Source organism: Rhizobacter sp. P5_A1, assembly GCF_056400745.1.
On the sequence record NZ_JBFUKR010000001.1, the window covers coordinates 45,899 to 66,254 of the forward strand.

25 protein-coding genes and 1 tRNA gene are annotated in these 20,356 nt (G+C 67.9%); 11 read left to right on the top strand and 15 right to left on the bottom strand.

Annotated features, from left to right (window positions below; genetic code table 11):
• Positions 1-6 precede the first annotated feature (6 nt).
• Positions 7-822, bottom strand: a complete 816-nt coding sequence (gene mutM / locus AC1DTW_RS00230; RefSeq protein ID WP_477977906.1) for a bifunctional DNA-formamidopyrimidine glycosylase/DNA-(apurinic or apyrimidinic site) lyase — start codon at positions 820-822, stop codon at positions 7-9.
• A gap of 73 nt (positions 823-895) precedes the next feature.
• Between mutM and AC1DTW_RS00235 the strand changes: the two genes are divergently transcribed.
• The 8 genes from AC1DTW_RS00235 (at position 896) to AC1DTW_RS00270 (ending at position 7,233) form a co-directional block, all read left to right on the top strand.
• Positions 896-2,719: a tetratricopeptide repeat protein gene (locus AC1DTW_RS00235; protein WP_477977908.1), complete on the top strand. Its 1,824-nt coding sequence runs from the start codon at positions 896-898 to the stop codon at positions 2,717-2,719.
• Complete coding sequence (locus AC1DTW_RS00240; RefSeq protein WP_477977910.1) at positions 2,716-3,258, top strand: outer membrane lipoprotein LolB; 543 nt, start codon at positions 2,716-2,718, stop codon at positions 3,256-3,258. Before AC1DTW_RS00235 ends, AC1DTW_RS00240 begins: the two co-directional genes overlap by 4 nt.
• Complete coding sequence (gene ispE, locus AC1DTW_RS00245) at positions 3,255-4,148, top strand: 4-(cytidine 5'-diphospho)-2-C-methyl-D-erythritol kinase (protein WP_477977912.1); 894 nt, start codon at positions 3,255-3,257, stop codon at positions 4,146-4,148. The genes AC1DTW_RS00240 and ispE overlap by 4 nt, the downstream gene beginning before the upstream one ends.
• A gap of 41 nt (positions 4,149-4,189) precedes the next feature.
• Positions 4,190-4,266: transfer RNA gene (locus AC1DTW_RS00250), tRNA-Gln, on the top strand.
• A gap of 122 nt (positions 4,267-4,388) precedes the next feature.
• Positions 4,389-5,351, top strand: a complete 963-nt coding sequence (locus AC1DTW_RS00255) for a ribose-phosphate pyrophosphokinase (protein ID WP_477977914.1) — start codon at positions 4,389-4,391, stop codon at positions 5,349-5,351.
• 105 nt (positions 5,352-5,456) lie between these two features.
• Positions 5,457-6,101, top strand: a complete 645-nt coding sequence (locus AC1DTW_RS00260) for a 50S ribosomal protein L25/general stress protein Ctc (protein ID WP_477977916.1) — start codon at positions 5,457-5,459, stop codon at positions 6,099-6,101.
• A gap of 89 nt (positions 6,102-6,190) precedes the next feature.
• Positions 6,191-6,826: an aminoacyl-tRNA hydrolase gene (gene pth / locus AC1DTW_RS00265; RefSeq protein ID WP_477977918.1), complete on the top strand. Its 636-nt coding sequence runs from the start codon at positions 6,191-6,193 to the stop codon at positions 6,824-6,826.
• Positions 6,823-7,233, top strand: coding sequence for a hypothetical protein (locus tag AC1DTW_RS00270; RefSeq protein ID WP_477977920.1), 411 nt, complete (start codon positions 6,823-6,825; stop codon positions 7,231-7,233). Before pth ends, AC1DTW_RS00270 begins: the two co-directional genes overlap by 4 nt.
• Positions 7,234-7,239: 6 nt before the next feature.
• On the opposite strand, the gene AC1DTW_RS00275 is transcribed toward AC1DTW_RS00270, so the two are convergent.
• From AC1DTW_RS00275 to AC1DTW_RS00330, 12 genes are all read right to left on the bottom strand, one after another.
• Positions 7,240-7,509, bottom strand: a complete 270-nt coding sequence (locus AC1DTW_RS00275; RefSeq protein ID WP_477977922.1) for a YfhL family 4Fe-4S dicluster ferredoxin — start codon at positions 7,507-7,509, stop codon at positions 7,240-7,242.
• Positions 7,510-7,643: 134 nt separating this feature from the next.
• On the bottom strand, positions 7,644-8,147 hold the full coding sequence (gene coaD, locus AC1DTW_RS00280; protein WP_477977924.1) for a pantetheine-phosphate adenylyltransferase: 504 nt from the start codon (positions 8,145-8,147) through the stop codon (positions 7,644-7,646).
• A gap of 64 nt (positions 8,148-8,211) precedes the next feature.
• On the bottom strand, positions 8,212-8,787 hold the full coding sequence (gene rsmD, locus AC1DTW_RS00285; protein WP_477977926.1) for a 16S rRNA (guanine(966)-N(2))-methyltransferase RsmD: 576 nt from the start codon (positions 8,785-8,787) through the stop codon (positions 8,212-8,214).
• A 79-nt stretch (positions 8,788-8,866) separates the two neighbouring features.
• On the bottom strand, positions 8,867-9,628 hold the full coding sequence (gene hisF / locus AC1DTW_RS00290) for an imidazole glycerol phosphate synthase subunit HisF (protein WP_477977928.1): 762 nt from the start codon (positions 9,626-9,628) through the stop codon (positions 8,867-8,869).
• 69 nt (positions 9,629-9,697) lie between these two features.
• Positions 9,698-10,441: a 1-(5-phosphoribosyl)-5-[(5-phosphoribosylamino)methylideneamino]imidazole-4-carboxamide isomerase gene (gene hisA, locus AC1DTW_RS00295; protein WP_477977930.1), complete on the bottom strand. Its 744-nt coding sequence runs from the start codon at positions 10,439-10,441 to the stop codon at positions 9,698-9,700.
• 34 nt (positions 10,442-10,475) lie between these two features.
• On the bottom strand, positions 10,476-11,123 hold the full coding sequence (hisH, locus tag AC1DTW_RS00300) for an imidazole glycerol phosphate synthase subunit HisH (RefSeq protein ID WP_477977932.1): 648 nt from the start codon (positions 11,121-11,123) through the stop codon (positions 10,476-10,478).
• Between the two features lies 1 nt (position 11,124).
• On the bottom strand, positions 11,125-11,724 hold the full coding sequence (gene hisB, locus AC1DTW_RS00305) for an imidazoleglycerol-phosphate dehydratase HisB (RefSeq protein WP_477977934.1): 600 nt from the start codon (positions 11,722-11,724) through the stop codon (positions 11,125-11,127).
• Positions 11,724-12,821, bottom strand: coding sequence for a histidinol-phosphate transaminase (hisC, locus tag AC1DTW_RS00310; RefSeq protein ID WP_477978499.1), 1,098 nt, complete (start codon positions 12,819-12,821; stop codon positions 11,724-11,726). Before hisC ends, hisB begins: the two co-directional genes overlap by 1 nt.
• A complete protein-coding gene (gene hisD, locus AC1DTW_RS00315) occupies positions 12,821-14,155 on the bottom strand; it encodes a histidinol dehydrogenase (RefSeq protein WP_477977936.1) in 1,335 nt (444 codons plus the stop codon). The genes hisC and hisD overlap by 1 nt, the downstream gene beginning before the upstream one ends.
• Positions 14,152-14,796, bottom strand: a complete 645-nt coding sequence (hisG, locus tag AC1DTW_RS00320) for an ATP phosphoribosyltransferase (protein WP_477978501.1) — start codon at positions 14,794-14,796, stop codon at positions 14,152-14,154. The genes hisD and hisG overlap by 4 nt, the downstream gene beginning before the upstream one ends.
• Before the next feature lie 2 nt (positions 14,797-14,798).
• Complete coding sequence (gene murA, locus AC1DTW_RS00325; protein ID WP_477977938.1) at positions 14,799-16,058, bottom strand: UDP-N-acetylglucosamine 1-carboxyvinyltransferase; 1,260 nt, start codon at positions 16,056-16,058, stop codon at positions 14,799-14,801.
• Positions 16,059-16,156: 98 nt separating this feature from the next.
• Positions 16,157-16,441 carry a BolA family protein gene (locus AC1DTW_RS00330; protein ID WP_477977940.1) on the bottom strand — a complete coding sequence of 95 codons (285 nt, stop codon included), beginning with the start codon at positions 16,439-16,441 and terminating at the stop codon, positions 16,157-16,159.
• Positions 16,442-16,519: 78 nt separating this feature from the next.
• Between AC1DTW_RS00330 and AC1DTW_RS00335 the strand changes: the two genes are divergently transcribed.
• On the top strand, positions 16,520-16,936 hold the full coding sequence (locus AC1DTW_RS00335; RefSeq protein ID WP_477977942.1) for a VOC family protein: 417 nt from the start codon (positions 16,520-16,522) through the stop codon (positions 16,934-16,936).
• Here the strand turns inward: AC1DTW_RS00335 and AC1DTW_RS00340 are convergent.
• Together AC1DTW_RS00340 and AC1DTW_RS00345 are read right to left on the bottom strand one after the other, a co-directional pair.
• Positions 16,933-17,670: an ABC transporter permease gene (locus tag AC1DTW_RS00340; protein WP_477977944.1), complete on the bottom strand. Its 738-nt coding sequence runs from the start codon at positions 17,668-17,670 to the stop codon at positions 16,933-16,935. The two genes, AC1DTW_RS00335 and AC1DTW_RS00340, sit on opposite strands and share 4 nt — an antisense overlap.
• A 140-nt stretch (positions 17,671-17,810) precedes the next feature.
• Complete coding sequence (locus tag AC1DTW_RS00345; protein ID WP_477977946.1) at positions 17,811-18,755, bottom strand: ABC transporter ATP-binding protein; 945 nt, start codon at positions 18,753-18,755, stop codon at positions 17,811-17,813.
• A 155-nt stretch (positions 18,756-18,910) separates the two neighbouring features.
• Between AC1DTW_RS00345 and AC1DTW_RS00350 the strand changes: the two genes are divergently transcribed.
• Together AC1DTW_RS00350 and AC1DTW_RS00355 are read left to right on the top strand one after the other, a co-directional pair.
• On the top strand, positions 18,911-19,576 hold the full coding sequence (locus AC1DTW_RS00350) for a TetR/AcrR family transcriptional regulator (protein ID WP_477977948.1): 666 nt from the start codon (positions 18,911-18,913) through the stop codon (positions 19,574-19,576).
• 4 nt (positions 19,577-19,580) lie between these two features.
• Positions 19,581-20,354 (top strand): tetratricopeptide repeat protein, encoded by a 774-nt coding sequence (locus tag AC1DTW_RS00355; RefSeq protein ID WP_477977950.1) that lies wholly within the window; start codon positions 19,581-19,583, stop codon positions 20,352-20,354.
• Positions 20,355-20,356 lie beyond the last annotated feature (2 nt).

The following is a 20,356-nucleotide window of genomic DNA, read 5'->3' on the forward strand; positions in this document are numbered from 1 at the left end:
TTGGGCCTATCGCCGCTGGCATCCGGGGCAGAAGTAGCTCGCCCGCTGGCCCTGCACGATGCGCTGTATGGTGCCGGCGCAACGGACGCAGCCCAGCCCGTCGCGGCCGTAGACGCGCGCCTGCAACTGGAACGCGCCGGCCATGCCGTGCGCGTCGCGAAAGTTCCGCAGGGTCGATCCGCCAAGTTCGAGGGCGCGCGCGAGCGTGTCGCGCACCGCGGTGGCGAGGCGCTCGCAGCGCACGCGGCCGATGCGGTCGCTGCGCGTGCGGGGGTCGATGCCGGCCTCGAACAGCGCCTCGCAGGCGTAGATGTTGCCGGCGCCGACGACGATGGCGCCGCCCAGCAGCGCCTGCTTGATCGCGACGCGCTTGCCCGCCAGCGCAGCATGCAGATGCGCGCCGGTGAACGCCGGGTCGAAGGGCTCGACACCGAGTCCGCCGAGCAGTTTCCCAGCCGCACCGGAATCGATCGCCGGCGACCAGACGACCGCGCCGAAGCGCCTTGGATCGGTCAGCCGCAAGGTGCCGCGCGCGGTCACCAGATCGAAGTGATCGTGCGGGCCGGGCTGGCCGGCCGCCGCATCGAATGCGAGCGAACCCGACATGCCCAGGTGCATCAGCAGCCCGCCGTTGTCGAGCGCGAGCCACAAATATTTACCTCGCCGCGTGACCTCGCCGACCGCCTGCGATATCAACGTTTCGGGCGCGATGCCGAGCGGCCAGCGCAGTGGTTTGCCGACGCGCACCGCGTGGATTCGCGCGCCGCGGATGCGGCTCGCGAAGCTCTGGCGCGTGACCTCGACCTCGGGCAGTTCAGGCATGCGGGCAATTATCCGGCGGCTCCGCGCGCACACCCGGCGACCTAGAATGAAATGCAGCTTCAGGAGAGAACCGATGTCAAGCTCCAAATCCCGATCCGGCCGCACGCAGGCACTGCCTGCGCTGCTGGTCTGCCTGATGCTGGGCTCGTCGAGCGCGTTCGCACAGGATGCGGCAGCGCCTGCGAAGCAAGCGCCCGAGAAGATCGAGAACTCGGCGATGAACGGCCCGCTGTTCCAGCAGCTGCTGATCGGCGAGATGGAAGTGCGCGAAGGCGATCTGGGTGCCGGCTACCAGCTGATGCTCGACGCCGCGCGCCGCACGAAGGACGAGCAGCTGTTTCGCCGCGCCACCGACATCGCGCTGCAGGCCCGCGCCGGCGACGACGCGCTGGTCGCAGTGAAGGCATGGCGTCAGACGCTGCCGGGATCGGTCGACGCGCTGCGCTACCAGGTCCAGTTGCTGGTGCAGCTGAACCGCACCGCCGAAGTCGTCGAACCGCTGCAGGCGCTGATCAAGGCGACGCCGCCTGACCAGCGCGCCGCACTGATCAACGCATTGCCGCGCTTCCTCGCGCGCAGCAACGATCGCAACCAGGCGGCGCAGATCATCGAGCAGGTCTTGCTGCCCTATGCCGACGCACCCGAGACGCGAGTCGCCGCGCGCGTCAGCATCGGCCGCGGCTGGCTCGGCGCGATCAACGGCGAGAAGGCACTGGCGCTGGCGCAGAACGCACACCACACCGACCGCAGCGCCGAGGCGCCGGCCGGCCTCGCGCTCGAGATGATGCCCGGCATGCCGGCCGCCGAGGAGATCGTCAAGGACCATCTCGCCGCGAAGCCCGACAGCAACGCCGTGCGGCTGGTCTATGTGCGCACGCTGCTCGCGTCGCAACGCCTGGTCGATGCGACCCGCCAGCTCGAGACGCTGACGCAGAACTCGCCGAAGCTGCCGCAGGCCTGGTTGACGCTGGGCGCGCTGCATGTGCAGCTGCGCGAACCGGCACCGGCGACCGCGGCACTGCTGAAGTACGTCGAGCTCGTGCAGGCCTCGGACATGCCGGCGGCCGAGATGGCCGGCGCAGCCACAGCCGGCGATGACGAAGAAGAAGCGCCGCCGGCATCGAAGGACGACGCGTTGACCCGCGGCTACCTGCTGCTCTCGCAGGCCGCCGATCAGCAGAACGACTTCAAGGCCGCCGAGGCCTGGCTCGCGAAGATCGACAACCCGAAGCGCGCACTCGAGGTGCAGGCGCGCCGCGCGTCGCTGCTGGCGCGCGAAGGCAAGGTCTCGCAGGCGCGCGAACTGATTCGCCGCCTGCCCGAGAAGGCCCCCGAGGACGCACGCGCGAAGGTGCTCGCCGAGGCCCAGGTGCTGCGCGACGCGAAGCTCTGGCGCGACGCGAACGACGTGCTGGCGCAGGCCAACAAGAAGTACCCCGACGACGTCGACCTGATCTACGAGCAGTCGATGATGGCCGAGAAGCTCAATCGCCTCGCCGACATGGAGCGGCTGCTGCGCCGCGTGATCGAGCTGAAGCCCGACCACCAGCACGCCTACAACGCGCTCGGCTATTCGCTGGCCGAGCGCAACGTGCGCCTGCCCGAGGCACGCACGCTGATCAGGAAGGCACTCGAACTGAGCCCGGGCGAACCATCGATCACCGACAGCCTGGGCTGGGTCGAGTACCGGCTCGGCAACAAGGCCGAGGCGGTGCGCCTGCTGCGCGAGGCCTACCGCGGCCAGCCCGATGCCGAGATCGCGGCGCACCTGGGCGAGGTGCTTTGGGTCAGCGGCCAGACCGACGAAGCACGACAGGTCTGGCGCGAGGGTCGCAAGCGCGACGCGACGAACGACGTGCTGCGGGCAACGCTGGCACGCCTGCGAGTCGATTTGTGAGTTGGCAGGGTCGCGCGTCGGCGCTGCTCGCGGCGCTGCTGATGAGCGCCTGCGCGACGGTGCCGCCGGGCGCGCTGCCCGTCGGCGGCGAGACGCTGTCGGGGCGCCTGGCAGTACGCGTCGAAGGCGGTGATGGCGCAGCGCCGCGTTCGGAGAATGCGACGTTCGAGCTGCAAGGCAGTGCTCAGGCCGGCCGGCTGGATCTGTCGACGCCGCTCGGCAGCATCCTCGCCCAGGCGCGCTGGGCACCGGGTTCGGTCGTGCTCGCGACGCCGCAGGGCGAGCGGCGCTTCACCGACCTCGACGCGCTGACCCATGAGGTGCTCGGTGAGAGCGTGCCGGTCGTCGCGCTGTTCGATTGGCTGCGCGGCCGGCCGTGGCCCGGGGCACCGAGCGCGGCAAGCGTCGCGCCGGCCGAAGCCGGCTTCGCGCAACTCGGCTGGGCCGTCAGCCTCGCGCGCTTCGACGAAGGCTGGGTCATCGCCCGGCGCGCGCGCGCGCCGGGCGTCACGGTGCGCGCCAAGCTCGACCGGCCGTGAACGCGATCTACGACGTGGCCGCGCCGGCCAAACTGAACCTGTTCCTGCACGTGGTCGGCCGCCGCGCCGACGGCTACCACCTGCTGCAGTCGCTGTTCGTGCTGATCGACTGGTGCGACACGCTGCACTTCGAACTGCGCGCCGATGGTGGGCTCGCGCGCCACGACCTCGGCCCGGCGCTGCCGGCCGACGACCTGTGCCTGCGTGCGGCGCGTCGGCTTCAGCTCGAAAGCGGCATCGCGTTGGGTGCCGACATTTCGGTCGTGAAGAACGTGCCGTGGGGCGCCGGCCTCGGTGGCGGCAGCTCGGATGCCGCCTCGACCCTGCTCGCGCTGAACCGCCTATGGGGCCTGAACTGGCCTCGTGCGCGCCTGTTGCCGCTGGCGCTGGCGCTCGGCGCCGACGTGCCCTTCTTCGTCGCCGGCCGCAACGCGATCGTCGAAGGCATCGGCGAACGCCTGACGCCCGCGCCGGTGCCGCGGCAATGGCTGGCGGTCGTCAAACCCGCCGCCAGCATCGAGACCCGTGCCATTTTTGCCAGTCCGCTGCTGGTGCGCGATACCGAGCCTGCTATACTTGAAAGCTTCGCTGCAAACGCCAAGCAGAGTGTTGTTGAACCCGGTTTCGGGCGAAACGACCTGCAGGCAGCGGCGGAGGCAGAATGCGCGCAAGTGGTGCAGGTGGCGTCGGTGCTGCAACAGCAGTTCGGCAACAGCCGCATGACGGGTTCGGGCAGCGCGGTGTTTGCGAGAGCAGGCACCGGGCCGGAACCCACGGCAATGATCTCGAAAGAGATCTCGAAAGAGATGCCGTCGCTGGCGTCGGGCTGGATCGGCAGAATGTGCCGCAGCCTCGATGAACATCCGCTCGTCGGATGGGCCGCTGACTGAAAGAGGTTGCGGTTGGCAGTCGAAAGACTGTCGACCTGTGTAGGGGAGTCGCCAAGTTGGTTAAGGCATCGGATTTTGATTCCGACATGCGAAGGTTCGAATCCTTCTTCCCCTGCCAAAGTTTCTGATCCCGGCGTCGCCGGGAGTTCGTGATTCCCGGCTGCCCTGCCAAGGTGCAGCACCGGGGCTGATTCGGAGGGTCGCAGCTTGCGCCCGCAAAGCCTCGTCGGAGGGAACAACGTGCTTTTCAACACCTTGCTGTTCACCGGAAATGCGAACCCTGCGCTCGCGCAGGAGATCGCGACGCATCTGGGCGTCGAGCTCGGCAAGGCCCGCGTCGGCCGCTTCTCCGACGGCGAGGTCGACTGCGAGATCCAGCAGAACGTTCGCGCCCGCGACATCTTCGTGATCCAGCCGACCTGCGCGCCGACCAACGAGAACCTGATGGAGCTGTGCATCATGGTCGACGCGCTGCGCCGCGCATCGGCCCGGCGCGTCACCGCGGTGATTCCGTATTACGGCTACGCGCGCCAGGATCGCCGCCCGCGCTCGACGCGCGTGCCGATCAGCGCGAAGGTCGTCGCCAACATGCTCGAGGCGGTCGGCGTCGAGCGGCTGCTGACGATGGACCTGCATGCCGACCAGATCCAGGGCTTCTTCAACATCCCGGTCGACAACATCTATGCCTCGCCGGTGCTGCTGTCCGATCTGCAGAGCAAGCGCTACGACGATCTCGTCGTCGTCTCGCCCGATGTCGGCGGCGTGGTGCGGGCGCGCGCGCTGGCCAAGCAGCTGAACTGCGATCTGGCGATCATCGACAAGCGCCGCCCGAAGGCGAACGTCTCCGAGGTGATGCACGTGATCGGCGACATCGACGGGCGCACCTGCGTAATCATGGACGACATGACCGACACCGCCGGCACGCTGGTCAAGGCCGCCGAGGTGCTGAAGGAGCGCGGCGCGAAGCGCGTGTTCGCGTACTGCACGCACGCGGTGTTCTCCGGCCCGGCGCTGGAACGCATCAAGAATTCGCAGCTCGATGAGGTGGTGATCACCAACACGATCCCGCAGAACGAAGACGTCAAGGGTTGCGCGAAGGTGCGCCAGTTGTCGGTCGCCTTCCTGTTCGCCGAGACAATCCGGCGCATCTCCGACGGTGAGTCGGTCACGTCGCTGTTCGCCGAGCAGAATTCGAACTTCTAGAACACGAGAGCGAACTCCCTCGGGGTTCGCTCTCTGTCGCGAGGCTTGTTGGCCTCGCGTTTTATGAAGAGCCTGGTCGCGGGCCTTCACACTTTGGAGCGTTACATGAAATTCACCGCTTTCGAGCGCACGTTGCAGGGGACCGGAGCGAGCCGCCGCCTGCGCAATGCGCAAAAGGTTCCCGGCATCGTCTATGGCGCGGGCAAGGCATCGATGATCGAACTCGATCACAACGCCCTGTTCTTCGCGCTGAAGAAGGAAGCCTTCCATTCGTCGATCCTCGAGATGGAACTCGCCGGCAAGACCGAACAGGTGCTGCTGCGTGACTACCAGATGCACCCGTTCCGCCCGATCGTGCTGCACATCGACTTCCAGCGCGTCGACGCGACGACCAAGGTCGTCAAGAAGGTGCCGCTGCACTTCATCAACGAAGAGAACTCGCCGGCCGTCAAGACCGATGCCTGCATCGTCAACCACGTGATCACCGAGCTGCGCATCTCGTGCCTGGCTTCGCAGCTGCCCGAGTTCCTGACGATCGACCTGGGCGACCTGACCAAGGGCCAGACGCTGCATGTCAACGACATCAAGCTGCCGGCCGGCACCAAGGTGATGACGCAGGGCAAGCCGAATCCGGTGATCGTGTCGGTCGTCGCGCAGGCGGCCGAGGAAGAGGTCGTCGCGGCACCGGTGGTCGCTGCCCCGGCAGAAAAGACCAAGGCCAAGAAGACCGAGAAGCAAAACAAGAAGTAAGAAACAAGAAGAACGCACCCGCAAGGGTGATCCAAGGCCCCACCTCGGTGGGGCTTTTTTGTGGCCGCTCGGGCTCGATAATTCGGACCATGATTCGACTCCTTGTCGGCCTGGGCAACCCCGGCCCCGAATACGAAAACACCCGGCACAACGCCGGCTTCTGGTTCATCGATGCGGTCGCGCGCCAGTTGAAGACCCGGCTGGCGCCCGAGCGCGGCTACTTCGGCTTGGTCGCGCGGGTGAACCTGCCTGCGGGCCCGGTCTGGCTGCTCGAGCCGATGACCTTCATGAACCTGTCGGGCAAGTCGGTCGCGGCGCTGGCGCGCTTCTTCAAGATCGCGCCGGGCGAGATCCTCGTCGCGCACGACGAGCTCGATCTTCAGCCGGGCCAGATCAAGATGAAGCTGGGCGGCAGCCACGCCGGTCACAACGGGCTGAAGGACATCCAGGCCCAGCTCGGCAGCGCCGACTTCTGGCGCCTGCGCTTGGGCATCGGCCACCCGGGCGTGCGCGCCGAGGTGGTCGACTACGTGTTGCGCAAGCCGCTCGCCGAACAGCGCGAGGCGATCGACAAGGGCATCGAGCAAGGCGTCGCGGCGCTCGACCTGCTGGTCGTGGGCGACATGGAACGCGCGCTGATGAAGGTGCACGCGAAGCCTCCGCGCCCGAAGCCGCCGAAGCCGCCGCTGCCCGCCCTCCCCGACCCGTTGAAGGAATCGCCATGAAGCCGATCGCTGCCGTGTTCGTGTCGCTGTCGATGCTCGCGATGACCGGTGCGCAAGCGCAGGTGGTCTATCGCTGCGGCAGCGCGTATTCGCAGACACCCTGCGCGCAGGCCAGCATCGTCGTCGATGTGGGCGATGCGCGCAGTGCGGGCCAGCAAGCCGAGGCGCGACGCGTCGCCGCCGACGAACGGCAGCTGGCCGCCGAGATGCGGCGCGAGCGTCTTGCCGAGCAGCGGGCCACCCGGCCCGCCGGCGCCGGCAGCCTCAGCGGCCCCGCACCTGCCAAGCTGGCGACGGTCGCAGAGCACCCGCGCAAGAAGAAGCGCGGGGTGGCGAAGCCGTTGTCGACGACCGACTTCGTGGTCTACCAGCCGGCCAGCCGCCAAAGGCGCAGCAACGGCGCCTGACGCCGCTCAGCCGCCGGGCGCAGCGGCCGCCGCAGCCTGCAGCCGCCGGTACTTCGCCCACAGCGACTCCTGCGATTCGACATGTTCCGGGTTGACCGGGATGCAGTCGACCGGGCACACCTGCACGCACTGCGGCTGATCGAAATGGCCGACGCACTCGGTGCACTTCGCCGGGTCGATCTGGTAGAAGTCCGGGCCCATCGAGATTGCCTGGTTCGGGCACTCGGGCTCGCAGACATCGCAGTTGATGCATTCGTCCGTGATCAAGAGCGCCATTGATCCTCCCTCGCCCGGACGAATACAGGATGCGCTTGCAAGCGCATCCTGCGACCCGCGGCGCAACGCACGCGTTGCGAAAGCCCGCCGGTCGTGTCGGTGATCAGAAGTGCCACATCAAGACCCCAAGAACCTCAAGCTTCGGGCGACTTCACCCGCAGGTGCAGTCGACTCAGCACCGAGGGTGACACGAACTTCGAAACATCACCGCCCAAGGTGGCAATTTCACGCACGAAGGTGCCGGAAACGAACTGATAGCGGTCGCCCGGCGTCAGGAACACGGTCTCGACCTCCGGCATCAGCTGCCGATTCATGCCGGCCATCTGGAACTCGTATTCGAAGTCGCTGACCGCGCGCAACCCGCGCACGACGACCTTGCCTTCGTTGCCGACGACGAAGTCGCGCAGCAGCCCGCGAAACGCCATCACCTCGACGTTCGGGTATTTCGCGGCCAGCTCGGTCGCGATGTCGAGCCGCTCCGCGATCGTGAACATCGTGCGCTTGTGATGCCCCGCCGCGACCGCGACGATCAGGCGCTCGAACAGCCGGCTCGCGCGTCGCATCAGGTCCTCGTGACCCAAGGTCATCGGATCGAACGTGCCAGGATAGACAGCGGTGAGTTTGGTCACGGAGGTCAAGGCGCGCTCCAGCGGGTTGGATTCGGGCGCAGTGTAGCCGGGGGCATCGGGCATCGGTCGCGCCTCAGTCGATTCGTTGCAACAGCCGGAAGTGCACTGCGCCGGCACGACCCTCGCGGTGCAATTTCAGCCCGGCTGCGGGCGCGACTGCGTGTCCAGCCTCGACATAGACGAAGCCCTGCGGCACCACCAGGCGCGCCGCGAGCGCCAGCGCCGGCTCGACCAGCGGCGCATCGAACGGCGGGTCGACGAAGACCAGCTCGAACGCGGCGGGCGGACAGCGCGCCATCCAGGCCAGCGCATCGGTTGCCTCGATGCGCACCGCGTCGGCCTTCAGGCGCAGCTTGGAGTCGTTCAGGCTGAGCGCGAGCCGGCGTTCGCGCTCGAGCAGGACGACCTGGTCGGCGCCGCGCGAGGCGGCCTCGAAGCCCAGCGCCCCCGAGCCGGCGAACGCATCGAGGCAGCGCCAGCCGCTCAGGTCCTGGCCAAGCCAGTTGAACAGGGTTTCGCGCACGCGATCGGGCGTCGGGCGCAGGCCCGGCACATCGGCCACCGGCAACTTGCTGCGCTTCCACATACCGCCGATGAGCCGCACCTCATGGCGCCGGGCCGTCGCGGTCACCGGTGCACCCAACGGCAAGGGCCACGAAGAGGCCCCTTCGCGGCCCTCGCCGGTCCCGCCAACCGGGAGTGAGCCTCTTCGGGCGGCCGTGCGGGGCTCACGACCGAACCGGGATGCCGTCGCGCGCCAGCAGCGCCTTCGCCTGGCCGACCGTGAACTCGCCATAGTGGAAGATGCTCGCGGCGAGCACCGCGTCGGCGCCACCGATGCGGATGCCTTCGGACAGGTGCTCGAGCGCGCCCACGCCGCCCGATGCGATCACCGGCACGCTGACCGCATCGCTGACCGCCCGCGTCAGCGCGAGGTCGAAGCCGCTCTTCGTGCCGTCGCGGTCCATGCTGGTGAGCAGGATCTCGCCGGCACCCTGGCGCGTCATCTCGCGTGCCCACGCGACGGCATCGAGCCCAGTGTTCTTGCGTCCGCCGTGGGTGTAGACGTCCCAGCCGTCGCCTTCGGCGCGCCGCTTCGCATCGATCGCGACGACGATGCATTGCGCCCCGTACTTCTGCGATGCATCGCGGATCACCTGCGGATTCGCGACCGCCGCCGAATTGAAGCTGACCTTGTCGGCGCCCGCGTTCAGCAGCCGCCGCACGTCCTCGACCGCGCGCACGCCGCCGCCGACGGTCAGCGGGATGAAGACCTGCGAGGCGACCGCCTCGATGATGTGCAGGATCAGGTCGCGGCCATCGCTGGTCGCGGTGATGTCGAGGAAGGTCAGTTCGTCCGCGCCCTGATCGTTGTAGCGCGCGGCGATCTCGACTGGATCGCCGGCATCGCGCAACTCGACGAAGTTGACGCCTTTGACGACTCTGCCGCCGGTCACGTCGAGGCAGGGAATGATTCGTTTGGCCAGCATCGTTCGATTATCGCGGCGCGCGGCCGCGTTCCCGCAGTGGAGCCGGTGTCGCTCGGCGAGCGAACCGGGTCAAGCGCCGTTGAGCTCGTCTGCGCGCGCCTGCGCCGCGGCGAAATCGAGATCGCCGCTGTAGATCGCGCGGCCGCAGATCACGCCGGTGACGCCCTGGTCTTCGACCGCGCAGAGCTTGTCGATATCGCCGAGCTGGCTCAGGCCGCCCGAGGCGATCACCGGGATCGTCAGCGCGCGAGCGAGTGCGACGGTCGCGTCGATGTTGATGCCGGACAGCATCCCGTCGCGGCCGATGTCGGTGTAGATCACGCCTTCGACGCCGTAGTCCTGGAACTTCTTCGCGAGGTCGACGACCTCGTGGCCGGTCAGCTTGCTCCAGCCATCGGTGGCGACCTTGCCGTCTTTCGCGTCGAGGCCGACGATGATGTGCCCGCCGAAGGCCGAGCAGGCATCGCGCAGAAAGCCCGGGTTCTTGACCGCGGCGGTGCCGATGATGATGAACGACAGGCCATCGTCGAGGTAGCGCTCGATCGTGTCGAGGTCGCGGATGCCGCCGCCGAGCTGCACCGGGATCTCTTCACCGACCTCGGCCAGGATCGCCTTGATCGCGCTCTCGTTGACCGGCTTGCCGGCGAATGCGCCGTTCAGGTCGACCAGGTGCAGGCGTCTCGCGCCGGCATCGACCCACCGCCGCGCCATGCGCGCCGGGTCTTCGCTGAAGGTGGTGGAGTCGTTCATGTCGCCCTGCTTCAGGCGAACACAGTGACCGTCTTTCAGGTCGATGGCAGGAATCAGCAGCATGGCAGTGGGCGACGTGCGAGACGCGGGACGCCGCTCAGGGGGTCCAGTGAAGGAAGTTGCGGTACAGCGCCAAGCCGTGTTCGGCGCTCTTCTCGGGGTGGAACTGGGTGGCGAAAATGTTATCGCGCGCCAGCGCGCAGGTAAAGCGCGTTCCATAGTCGGTTTCGCCGACGCTGTGGCGCGGCTCCGACGGGCGCGCGTAAAAGCTGTGAACGAAGTAGAAGAACGCGCCGTCCGGCACGCCGTTCCAGATCACGTGCGGCCGCACCTGGTACACGCGGTTCCAGCCCATCTGCGGCACCTTGTAGCGGCTGCCGTCGGGTTGCAGCTGGCCTTCGAGCTCGAAGCGGTGCACGCCACCGGGGATCAGCCCCAGCCCGTCGGTCGGCCCCTCGTCGCTGCGCGCCAGCAGCATCTGCATGCCGACGCACACGCCCAGCATCGGCTTGTTCGCGGCCGCGTGCAGCACGGCCTCCTGCAGCCCCGAAGCGCGCAGTTCGGACATGCAATCGGGCATCGCCCCCTGGCCCGGCAGCACGATGCGCTCGGCGGCGTAGACCTCATCGGGCTTCGCGGTGACGATCACGTCGAAGGCCGAATCGCGGGCGACGTGCAGCACGGCCTGCGACACCGAGCGCAGGTTGCCCATCCCGTAGTCGACGACCGCGACGGTCTTCCTCATCTCAGAGACTTCCCTTCGTCGACGGGATCACACCCGCCGCGCGCGGATCGATCTCGAGCGCCATTCGCAGCGCGCGCGCGAAGGCCTTGAAGATCGTCTCGCACTGGTGGTGCGCGTTGTCGCCCAACAGGTTGTCGATGTGCAGCGTCACGCCGGCATGGTTCGAGAAGCCCTGGAAGAACTCGTAGACGAGCTGCGTGTCGAGCGCGCCGACCATGCCGCTCTTGAAGTCGACGCGCATGTGCAGGCCGGGCCGGCCGGAGAAATCGATCACGACGCGCGACAAGGCTTCGTCGAGCGGCACGTAGGCATGGCCGTAGCGGCGCAGGCCCTTCTTGTCGCCGACGGCCTGCGCCATTGCCTGGCCGAGGGTGATGCCCACGTCTTCGACGGTGTGGTGGCCGTCGATGTGCAGGTCGCCCTTCGCGTCGATCGCCAGGTCGATCAGGCCGTGGCGCGCGATCTGGTCGAGCATGTGGTCGAAGAAGCCGATGCCGGTCGAGAGCTGCGCGCTGCCGCTGCCGTCGAGGTTCAGCGCGACGCGGATCTGCGTCTCGTTGGTGTTGCGGGTCACTTCCGCCTTGCGTTCGACCGTCGTCATCACAGGCTCGCTTTCAGCGCATCGATCATCAGCGTATTTTCTTCCGGCGTGCCGACCGTCAGGCGCAGGCAGTTCTTCAGCAGCGGGTGCAGGCCTTCGATGTTCTTCACCAGCACGCCGCGAGCCTTCATGCCCTCGAAACTCTTCTTCGAATCGGGCACGCGCACCAGGATCATGTTCGCATCACTCGGAAACGGCGTCGCGCCGGGCAGCTCGGCGATCAGGCGCAGCAGCTTTGCGCGCTCGGCGCGCAGCACCTCGGCCTGCGCCGCGAACTCGTCGGAGTGGGCCAGCGCGAACAGCGTCGCCTCGGCATTCAGCGCGCTGATGTTGTACGGCGGGCGCACCTTGTCGACCTCGTCGATCAGCGCCGCGGCGCCGACCATGTAGCCCAGCCGCACGCCGGCCAGGCCGAACTTGCTCAACGTGCGCATCACGAGCACGTGCTCGTGCGCGGTTTGCGAACCCCCGACCCTGCCCATCCACGATCGCGACGAGAACGGCTGATAGGCCTCGTCGAACACGACCAGGCCGTCCTGCTTGCCGACCGCCGCGACGATGCGCTCGATCGCGCCCTCGTCGTACAGGTTCGCGGTCGGGTTGTTCGGATACGCGAGATAGGTGATCGCCGGACGATGCGTTTCGATCGCGGCCAGCATCGCGGCCTCGTCGAGCTCGAAGTTCGCGGTCAGCGGCACGCCGACGAACTTCAGCCCCTGCAGCCTGGCCGACATCTCGTACATCACGAAGCCCGGCAGCGGCGCGAGGATGCTGGCGCCGGGCACGTCGCAGGCCAGCGCCAGCAGCGAGATCAGCTCGTCCGAACCGTTGCCCAGCATCAGCTTGCAGCCGGCCGGCAGTTTCACGTAGCTCGACAACGCCGCGATCACGTCGGCGACGCAACCGACCGGGTAGCGGTTGATCGCGACGCGCCCGAGCCGCTCGCCGAGCTCGCGTTGCAGCGGCTCGGGCAGCCGGAACGGGTTCTCCATCGCGTCGAGCTTCACGAGCCCGGCGCTGTTCTGGATCGCATAGGCGTGCATCGACTGGATGTCCTGGCGGATCGTCGTTTTCAGTCGTTCGTCGAGCGTCGCCATCACGGGCCGTCCTTCTTGGGTGTCGTCGTCAATCGCATCTCGGCCGCACGCGCATGGGCCTGCAGCCCCTCGCCGTACGCGAGCTCGGCCGCGATCAGCCCGAGCGTCTGCGCGCCGGCCTCGCTGACCTCGATCAGGCTGCTGCGCTTCTGGAAATCGTAGACGCCCAGCGGCGACGAGAAGCGCGCGGTGCCGGAGGTCGGCAGCACGTGGTTCGGGCCGGCGCAGTAGTCGCCCAGGCTCTCGCTCGTGAAGGCGCCGAGGAAGATCGCGCCGGCATGGCGCAGCAGCGGCTCCCAGCGATGCGGGTCGCGCGAGCTGACCTCGAGGTGTTCGGGGGCGATGCGGTTGCTGATCTCGCAGGCCTCTTGCATGCTGCGCGTGCGGATCAGCGCGCCGCGGCCTTCGAGCGACGCGCGGATCACGTCGCGCCGCGGCATCGCCGGCAGCAGGCGGTCGATTGCGGCCTGGACCGCGGCGATGTAGTCGGCATCCGGGCACAGCAGGATGCTCTGCGCCATCTCGTCGTGCTCGGCCTGGCTGAACAGGTCCATCGCGACCCAGTCGGCCGGGGTCGTGCCGTCGGCGAGCACGAGGATTTCGCTCGGCCCGGCGATCATGTCGATGCCGACCTGGCCGAACACGCGGCGCTTCGCGCTCGCGACATACGCGTTGCCCGGGCCGGTGATCTTGTGCACCGCGGGGATCGTCGCGGTGCCGTAGGCGAGCGCCGCGACCGCCTGCGCGCCGCCGATCGCGAACGCGCGATCGACGCCGGCGATCGCTGCGGCCGCCAGCACCATCGCGTTGCGCTCGCCGCGCGGCGTCGGGACAACCATCACGATCTCGGCGACGCCGGCGACCTTCGCCGGCAGCGCGTTCATCAGCACGCTCGACGGGTAGGTCGCCTTGCCGCCCGGCACGTAGATGCCGACGCGGTCAAGCGGCGTGACCTTCTGGCCGAGCAGGCTGCCGTCTTCGTCGCGGTAGCTCCACGAACGGCCGCAGGCCTCGAGCTGGCGCTCGTGGTAGCGGCGCACGCGCTGCGCGGCGGACTCGAGTGCGTGGCGCTGGGCCGCGGGAATCGCATCGAGCGCCGCGAGCAACTCCGCACGCGGAATTTCGAGCGCCGCGACATCCGGCGCGCTGACGCCGTCGAAGCGCGCGGTGTATTCGAGCACCGCGGCATCGCCGCGCGCGCGCACATCGGCGACGATCGCCGCGACGCTGTCCTCGATCGCGCGATCGGTCTCGGCCGACCAGTGCAGCACGCGCTGGAACGCGGCGTCGAACTCGGCGGTCGTTGTGTCGAGCCTTCGGATGTCGACGCTCATGGCAAGGGCCCCACCGCCTTCTCGAACGCATCGATGATCGCGCGGATCGGCTCGCGCTTGAGCTTCAATGCGGCCTGGTTGACGATCAGGCGCGACGAGATGTCCATGATCCGCTCGACCTCGAGCAGGTGGTTCGCACGCAAGGTGCTGCCGGTCGAGACCAGGTCGACGATCGCGTCGGCCAGGCCGGTCAAGGGCGCCAGCTCCATCGAGCCGTAGAGCTTGATCAGGTCGACGTGCACGCCCTTGTTCGCGAAGTGATCGCGCGCGATCTGCGTGTACTTGGTCGCGACACGGATGCGCGAACCCTGCTTCACGGCCGCCCCATAGTCGAAATCGGAGCGCACCGCGACGCTCATCCGGCACTTCGCGATGTTCAGGTCGAGCGGCTGGTAAAGGCCCTCCCCACCGTGCTCGAGCAATGTGTCCTTGCCGACCACGCCGAGGTCGGCGCCGCCGTACTGCACGTAGGTCGGCACGTCGGAGGCGCGCACCAGCACGAGCCGCACGTCGGGCCGGCTCGTGCCGACGATCAGCTTGCGGGTCTTCTCGGGGTCTTCGGCGACCTCGATGCCCGCGGCCTTCAGCAGCGGGACGATCTCGTCGAAGATCCGGCCCTTCGGCAACGCGAACGTGATCATGCTCATCTGATTCGCTCGATGTCGGCGCCGATCGCGCGCAGCTTGGTTTCCATCCGGTCATAGCCGCGATCGAGGTGGTAGATGCGCTCGACGAGCGTGTCGCCCTCGGCGACGAGGCCGGCGATCACGAGGCTGGCCGAGGCGCGCAGGTCGGTCGCCATCACGGTCGCGCCCGAGAGCTTGTCGACACCATGCACGAGCGCGGTGTGGCCGTCGATCTCGATCTTCGCACCCAGCCGCACCAGCTCGTTGACGTGCATGAAGCGGTTCTCAAAGATCGTTTCGGTGACGGTCGCCGCGCCGCGCGCGATGCAGTCGAGCGCCATGAACTGGGCCTGCATGTCGGTCGGGAACGCCGGGTATTCGCTGGTGCGGAAGCTCACCGGCTTCAGCCGCCCGGCGCTCTTCACGCGGATCCAGCCGTCACCGGCTTCGATCTGCACGCCGGCCTCGCGCAGCCTCTCGATCGGCACCTCGAGGTGGTGCGCGTTCGCGCGTTCCAGGCGCACATCGCCGCCGGCCGCCGCCACCGCGCACAGGAAGGTGCCGGTCTCGATGCGATCCGGGATCACGGTGTGCGTGACGCCGTGCAAGCGCTCGACACCTTCGATGCGGATGCGGCTCGTGCCGTGGCCTTCGATCTTCGCGCCCATGCCGATCAGCATCTCGGCCAGATCGGGAATCTCGGGTTCCTGCGCGGCGTTCTCGAGCACGGTCTCGCCGTCGGCGAGCGTCGCGGCCATCAGCAGGTTCTCGGTGCCGGTCACGGTGACCATGTCGGTCGTGATGCGCGCACCTTTCAGGCGCGCCGCGGTCGCGACGATGTAGCCGTGTTCGACCGTGATCTGCGCGCCCATCGCCTGCAGGCCCTTGATGTGCTGGTCGACCGGCCGCGAGCCGATCGCGCAGCCGCCCGGCAGCGAGACGCGTGCCGTGCCGAAGCGCGCCAGCAGCGGGCCGAGCACGAGGATCGACGCGCGCATCGTCTTCACGAGCTCGTACGACGCCTCGCGCGACGTGAGTGTGGCGGCGCTCAGCGTCACGACATCGGGGCTTGCGTCGCTGCGCTCGGTCGCGACGCCCATGCTCCCGAGCAGCTTCAGCGCGGTGCCGACATCCTGCAGGCGCGGCACGTTGCGCAGGGTCACCGGCTCGGCGCTGAGCAGCGCGGCGCAGAGCTCGGGCAGCGCGGCGTTCTTCGCGCCGGAGATCGTGACCGTGCCGTCGAGGCGGCGGCCGCCGCGGATCAGGAGTTTGTCCATAGGTGGGTGTCGCCCCAGCGTTCACACGGCCTTCGGCGCAGGTGGATCGGGGGGAGCCGACACCACGCCGACAGCCGCAGAGAGCACTGCGGCCGTTGTCAGTGGTGGTGGTGTGCGGAAGCCGCGCCGGGCTCGGCGGCGTTGGTGGAGGCCCATTCGGCCGGCGTCAGCGTCTTCATCGACAGGGCGTGGATTTGCTCGCGCATTCTATCGCCGAGCGCCTGGTAGACGCGCTGGTGGCGCCTGATGCGCGGCGCGCCCTCGAACTCGGCCGAGACGATCGTCGCGAAGAAGTGCTGCCCGTCGCCCTCGACATCGATGTGTTCGCAGGCCAGCCCTTGCGCGATGAAACGCTGGACCTCGTCGGGGGTGGGGTTGGCCATGATGGCGCGATTTTAGCGGCACGAAGGTCGCGGCCGCTGGCTACGATCGCAATTCGCCCAACTTGCGAAAGGCTCAAAGTGCCCAGCATCTTCCACCTCGCGTTCCATGTCCGCGACCTCGCCGTCGCGCGCCGCTTCTACGGCGACACGCTCGGCTGCACCGAGGGTCGCAGCGCACCGACCTGGGTCGACTACGACTTCTTCGGCCACCAGATCTCGCTGCACCTGGGCGAACCGTTCGCGACCACGCGCAGCGGCCAGGTCGGCGAGCACTTGGTGCCGATGCCGCATTTCGGGGTCATCCTGGAGCTGGCGGACTGGCAGGCATTGGCCGAACGGCTGCAAGCGCGCGGCGATGTCGAATTCGTCATTCCGCCCAGCCTGCGCTTCGAGGGTCAGCCGGGCGAGCAGTGGACGATGTTCTTCATCGACCCGTTCGGCAACCCGCTCGAGATCAAGGGCTTCAGGTCGCTGCAGGCGGTCTACAAAGTCTAGTGTCTGATCTTGTAGCCGATCCTCAGCAGGTGCAGGCAGAACCCGCAGACCGCCAGCAGGCTACCGGCCACGACGAGCAGGCCGACCCACGGCGAGACATCGCTGACGCCGAAGAAGCCGTAGCGGAATCCGTCGATCATGTAGAAGAACGGGTTCAGATGGCTCACGCCGTTCCAGAATGGCGGCAGCGAGCCGACCGAATAGAACACGCCGGAGAGAAAGGTCATCGGCATGATCACGAAATTCTGGAACGCGGCGATCTGGTCGAACTTCTCGGCCCACAGGCCGGCGATCAGGCCGAGCGCGCCCATCAGCGCGGCGCCCGCCAGCCCGAACACGACGATCCACAGCGGCTGCACCAGGTGCAACGGCGCGAACCAGACCGTCGCGATCATCACGCCGGCGCCGACGACCAGCCCGCGCACGACCGAGGCGCCCACATAGGCGACAAACCAGGCCCAGTGCGACAGCGGCGCGACCAGCAGAAACACCAGGTTGCCAGTGATCTTGCTCTGGATCAGCGACGAGCTGCTGTTCGCGAACGCGTTCTGCAGCACGCTCATCATCACCAGGCCGGGGATCAGGAAGCTCGTATAGCCGATTGCGCCGAACACTTTCACGTGGTCTTCGAGCACGTGGCCGAAGATCAGCAGATACAGGATCGCGGTCAGCACCGGCGCCGCAACGGTCTGGAACGAGACCTTCCAGAAGCGCAGCACTTCCTTGTAGAGCAAGGTGCTCGTGCCCGATAGAGCCCCTCGTCCCGTGAGTACACGGGCCGATCCCCCTGGGCCACGCAGGGGCCCCTCCGTGGCCCTTGGATTCGGGCCGGCTTCGGGCGGCCCGGCGCTCGGCCCGACGCTTCGATCACCGCTCATGCGGCGAATCCCACAGGAGACATCGTCCGCGGCGGCCCGTTCATGATCTCGAGGAACACGTCTTCGAGGTCGGCGCGGCCGATTTCCAGGTCTTCCGGCTGGCACCCGGCGTTGCGCAGCACGCCGAGGATGATCTCGACCTCGTGCGCGTCGTGCGCGGTGATCTGCACGATGCGGCCGGTCACGCGCGATTGGGCGGCCAGCGCGGCCGGCAGCGGCGTGTCCATCTTGAAGCGCAGCATCGTGCTCGCGGTGCCGGCCAGCAGCGCCGACGTGCGATCGAGCGCGACGATGCGGCCCTGCTTCAGCATCGCGAGCCGCCCGCACAGCGCCTCGGCCTCTTCGAGGTAGTGCGTCGTCAACAGCACCGTGTGGCCCTCCCGGTTCAGCCGCGCGACGAACTGCCACAGCGTCTGGCGCAGTTCCACGTCGACCCCGGCGGTCGGCTCGTCGAGCACGATCACCGGCGGCCGGTGCACCAGCGCCTGCGCGACCAGCACACGGCGCTTCATGCCGCCCGAGAGCTGGCGCATGTTCGCATCGGCCTTGTCGGCCAGGCCGAGGTTCGCGAGGAGCTCGTCGATCCAGGCGTCGTTGGCGCGCTTGTCGGCGCGCACGCCGAAGTAGCCGCTCTGGATGCGCAAGGCCTCGCGCACGCTGAAGAACGGGTCGAACACCAGTTCCTGCGGCACGATGCCCAGGCGGCGCCGGGCCGCGGCGTAGTCGGTCACGACATCGTGGCCGAGCACCTTCACGCTGCCGCGCGTCGCCCGCGCGAGGCCGGCGAGGATGCTGATCAGCGTCGTCTTGCCGGCGCCGTTCGGCCCGAGCAGACCGAAGAATTCGCCCGGTGCGATGTCGAAGCTGACATCGTCGAGCGCATGAATGGGGCGGTTGCCGCTGTACGTCTTGCCGACGTTCTGGAATGAGATGGCTGGCATGCAGCCTTGGATTGTAGGCAGCGGCCCGCTTTCGCGCTCGCGGCGACCCTATGGCCGATGCCGATGCGCGGCCTGAACGCTTGATGCTAGTGTGCTGTCCCGCAGATATCTGCGGGACAGCACACTAGATTGCCCGCCGAGACCACCCACGAGCCATGGCCACGCAAACCAAGAAGCCGCGCCGCACCGCCGAGCGCATCCTCGAAGTCACGCTGGCGCTGTTCAACCGCTTCGGCGAGCCGAACGTCTCGACGACCCTGATCTCGGCCGAACTCGGCATCAGCCCCGGCAACCTGTACTACCACTATCCGGCGAAGGACGAGCTGATCAACAGCCTGTTCGACCGCTACGAACACGCGCTGGCCGAGCTGCTGCGCGCGGCCGATGACGTGGCGAACGTCGAAGACGCGTGGCTCTTCTTCCACATGCTGTTCGAGCTGATCTGGGCGTATCGCTTCCTGTACCGCGACCTGAACGACCTGCTCTCGAAAAATCGCCGGCTCGAGACGCACTTCCAGTTCGTGCTGAAGAACAAGGGCAAGGCGGTGCAGCAGGTGCTGGCCGGCCTGGCGCGCGGCAACGCGATGCGCATCGCCGCCGCCGACGCCGAGCCGGTGGCCACCGCGATGGTCGTCGTGCTGACCTACTGGCTGAGCTACGAGTACGTGCGCGACCCGCGCAATGCGCTGGAACCCGCGAGCGCCGGCGCCGCGCTGCTGCGCGGCGCGTTCCACGTGCTCAGCCTCCTGTCGCCCTACCTCGAACCGGCACAGCGCGAGCACCTGCACGCGCTGGTCGGCCACTATTCCAAAGGAGACTGACGCGATGGCCAAATGGACCCCCTTCCCGCACGACGCTGCCGACTACACCTACGACACCGCCGCGCTGAAGAAGCACTGGGCACGACTGCACGCCGGCGATGCCGAGCCCTTGCCGAGCGACGCGAAAGTGCTCGCGGCCTGGGCGCTGTTCCACGCCGGCGCGTTCGAGAAGGCCGTCGAGGCCGGGCTGAAGGTGGGCGGCGCCGGCATCACCGTCGCGAACAAGGCGCAGGCGATCTACGCGAACTACCTCGAGAAGAGCGAGAAGACCAAGCTCGCGCTGTTCATGGAGGTGGCCGAACGCGCCGAAGCGCAGCTCGCCAGCGACCCGAAGAACGCCAACGCGTACTACTTCATGGCCTACGCGCTGGGCCGCTACAGCCAGGGCATCAGCATCGCGAAGGCGCTCGCGCAGGGCCTGGGCAGCAAGGTCAAGAGCGCGCTCGAGACCACGATCAAGCTCGCGCCCAAGCATGCCGATGCGCACATCGCGCTCGGTGCCTTCCACGCCGAGGTCATCGACAAGGTCGGCTCGCTGCTCGGCCGCACGCAAGGCGCGAGCAAGGACGCGGGCCTGTCGATGTACAAGACCGCGCTGAAGCTGAACCCGACATCGGCGATCGCGATGGTCGAGTACGCGAACGGCCTGGTGATGCTCGAAGGCGACAAGAAGATGAAGGAGGCGACGAAGCTCTACGAAGACGCCGCCGCCTGCGCACCGATGGACGCGATGGAGCGGCTCGATGTCGAGATGGCGAAGGCCGAGCTCGAAGACTGAGC